The 3,103-nt window shown below is 66.7% G+C and carries 4 protein-coding genes; 2 read left to right on the top strand and 2 right to left on the bottom strand.

Annotated features, from left to right (window positions below; genetic code table 11):
• Positions 1 to 489: 489 nt before the first annotated feature.
• Together E1266_RS36560 and E1266_RS36555 are read left to right on the top strand one after the other, a co-directional pair.
• Positions 490 to 879 (top strand): VOC family protein, encoded by a 390-nt coding sequence (locus tag E1266_RS36560; RefSeq protein WP_132055070.1) that lies wholly within the window; start codon positions 490 to 492, stop codon positions 877 to 879.
• Between the two features lie 543 nt (positions 880 to 1,422).
• A complete protein-coding gene (locus tag E1266_RS36555) occupies positions 1,423 to 1,899 on the top strand; it encodes a hypothetical protein (protein WP_165966365.1) in 477 nt (158 codons plus the stop codon).
• Positions 1,900 to 1,972: 73 nt separating this feature from the next.
• Here E1266_RS36555 and E1266_RS36550 read toward each other — a convergent pair whose 3' ends face one another.
• The gene (locus E1266_RS36550) at positions 1,973 to 2,596 is read right to left on the bottom strand and encodes a GPR1/FUN34/YaaH family transporter (RefSeq protein ID WP_132055066.1); all 624 of its coding nucleotides are present in this window, start codon (positions 2,594 to 2,596) and stop codon (positions 1,973 to 1,975) included.
• A 69-nt stretch (positions 2,597 to 2,665) separates the two neighbouring features.
• The coding region (locus E1266_RS36545; protein ID WP_132055064.1) for a sensor histidine kinase at positions 2,666 to 3,103 on the bottom strand (438 nt) is incomplete at its 5' end.

Here is a 3,103-nt window from a genome sequence, read left to right as displayed (position 1 = left end):
CTGCCGTGTCGTCACGGCGGCCTGGTCGGCGAGAGTCATCGTCACTGCGCTGTTCGTCCTGTCTCGCCCTGCTTGGTATCAGAAGGACTCGTTCGTCCCTTGTGTCACAGCAGTCTGACAGAGAGGGCTGGGCTCTTCGAAGTCGAGGTCGTTGACGCCCGTGGCGGAGGGGCACCCATCACCATGTTCACTGAGGGCAGTTGTAGCGCGCTTGTCGTCCCGTTACGTAGATCTGGACGAGGGCAGGGGGAGGCCCAACGGGTGCGAGGTGCGTGGTGTTGATCCTTTGCGTTTGGAAAGTGGTTGTACTGTCGCGGCTTTTGGGGCTTGTGGGGATGGGTGGATTGCGCAGTCGGTAGACACGCTGGTGAGCGTGTGGCGAGAAGTGCTTGTAGGGGTGGGGCGTCCATCTGCCCAATGGCCCGGCGCGAGAGTAGTGAGGCTTGTGTGGACCACGGATGTTTACCAGGTCCGTCTATCATTGTGAGGATGCTGGGCAATGCACGGATCGAAGCGCGCATACCTACTCAGGATCTGACCCGAGCTCGCCGCTGGTACGCCGAGAAGCTCGGACTCGAACCGGTCGAGGAGCGCGAGGGCGGCCTGCGGTATGAGGGTGCGACGGGAGTGTTCTGCCTGTTCGCCTCGGCTGGTGCGGCCGACGGCTCGTTCACCCAGATGAGCTTCTACGTCGATGACATCGAGGCGGCGGTGGCCGGCTTGCGTGACCGCGGCGTGGTGTTCGAGGACTACGGCGGCAGCGTGAACGGGATCATGGACATCGAGGGCAATTACCCGAGCAAGGGGCGTGGTGAGCGGGCTGCCTGGTTCCGCGACAGCGAAGGCAACCTGCTGGGCATCGGGGAGGTAGTGCCGTAGCGCGGTCACTTGACGTTGCCTGGCGATCGGTTACGGCGGTCCGTTGAGAAACCGTCTGATCAGACTCGGTGAACGACCGGGATCACGCCTCTGGCGACGGACGCCCGTTTGAACCGGCCGTGTCGTATGGGGCGCGTCGCTGTTCTGGAGGAGCCACGGCATTGGGGCGTGACCCGTGGTCGAGCATCGCTGCGGTTATCGCCGTCGCGGATGTGCGTGTGTTGCTCGGGAACCCGTGGTTCGTCAGCGCCTTCCGGACGGGTCTGTTCTGGCGTTACGGCTGCTGCTCGGACGTCGTGAGTAGGGCTCGGTGATCAAGAAGGCTTAGCATCGGCTGTTTGTGCCATAACCGCCGCGCGAAAAGGGTCCCCCATGTTCCTGAGAACCTGCCTTCCGGTCGTCGCTGTTGTGCTGGGCCTCGCCGGTTGCACGGGGGAGGGCCAGGAGGCTGCGTCCTCAGCGGAGCCTGCGTCCCCGGCTAGGGCGGATGGGTGTATTACCGACGACAGCAATCAGAGCATTCCCAGTACCGCGCCACGGCAGGTGTATTGGAAGCGCTTCAAGGGCGTCGCACTGCCGTTCTCGCCTGTGGTCGGGCCACTGGACGTCAAGGGCGACATCGCGCGCTGCTACCAGCACACGCCGCGCGGGGCTCTGTTCGCCGCGGTGCAGATCAGCGTGCGGCTCGACCGGTCGGCGGGGTGGCAGAAGATCATGGAGCGGCAGGTCGTGGAGGGGGAGGGCAAAGCGGCCTACGCGCGGGTGCGTGCCGCCGGGCAGGTTGTGCCGGCCGCGAAGGCGGCGCAGATCGCGGGCTTCCGGATCGTCTCCTACACGCCGGAGAGTGCGGTGGTCGGAACGGTGTCGCGGGACCCGGCGCGCGGTGGCCGCACGGCCAGGACCTTGACCGTGAAGTGGGAAGGAGATTGGAAGCTCGCGCCGACCGGGGAGGGATCCACAGGCTCGGCACCTGAGCGTGTCGACTCGCTGTCCGGGTTCGTCTTCTGGGGTGGCTTCTGAAACCGCGGGGAGCCACTGCGGGGGCCTGCCCCCGGCGTGGACGCCTGGCATCAGGAAGGCGCGCGGATCGTTCTCAACGGGGGCGGTTGCTGGGGATCAGGTTGTTCAGGACGGGTTTGCCGAGGTTCAGGGCCGGTTGGCGGAGCATGGCGTTCAGGAGGGTGGCGGCGGAGGTGTACCAGGCGCAGATGGCCGCCAGGACGCCGATGTAGCCGCCTATCTGGACGGTCGTCTCCGTGGTGGTGAGGTTGCCGATGAAGAGGATGATCAGGGTGGCCTCCAGGCTGACGAAGATGGCGAGGACGGCCTGGTTGATCTGGGTGCTCAGCAGCAGCAGGTAGGCGGTCAGGATCGCGAACGCGAGCATGATCCAGCCGAGGTCGTTGGCCTGGTCGGCTGGGTCGGTGGCGCCGGCGAGGAGGACGACGTAGAGGCCGAGGCCCAGCCAGAAGGCGCCGTAGGAGGAGAACGCCGTGGCCCAGAAGACGTCGCGGTTGCGGAACTCCCACATGCCCGCCAGGAGCTGGACGAGGCCGCCGGACGCCAGGGCGTAGCCGAGCCAGGCGTCGGTGCCGTCGGTCCAGTCGGCGTTCTTGGCGGAGAACAGGAACAGCGTCACGGCCAGGGCTGCCAGGCCCAGCGGGACGGGGTCCGCGACGGTGGGCTGCGTCCGGGATTCTTGCTCTACCTGGGACATGGTGCCTCCTGGGTGTGGCAATTCCCCGGTAATCCTGCCCGCGTTAATGGGGTGTTTCCCGCTGTCGGGCTAGTTTTGAACGGAATTGACGGAGTGCGGGAGCGTGATCCGGACGGTCGTCCCCCGGGACGGCGCCGAGAGCAGTTCGGCGCGGCCGCCGTGAGCTGCGGCGATGGCGGCGACGATCGGTAGGCCGAGGCCGGTGCCGCTGGTGCCGTGCTCGGCGCGGTGGAAGCGTTCGAAGGCGCGGGCGGCGTCGGCGGCCGGCATTCCGGGGCCTTCGTCGGTCACTTCGATGATGCCGGGAGCCAGGTGAATCGTCGCCGGTGTTCCAGCGGGCGTGTGGGTGCGAATATTGGCCAGAAGATTTGCGAAAACCTGGCGTATTCGTGATTCGTCCACCGTGGCGAGCAGGGTGTCCGGGGCGTGGAGGGTGAGCGGGCGGTCCGGGTCGGCGGCGGTGGCGTCGGCGATGGCGTCGCGGGCTAGGGCGACCAGGTCGGTGGG

The organism is Actinomadura sp. 7K534 (genome assembly GCF_004348575.1).
Lineage (GTDB): Bacteria > Actinomycetota > Actinomycetes > Streptosporangiales > Streptosporangiaceae > Spirillospora > Spirillospora livida.
Note: the sequence above shows the minus strand (reverse complement) of the source record. Positions and strands in the feature narration are given on the sequence as shown.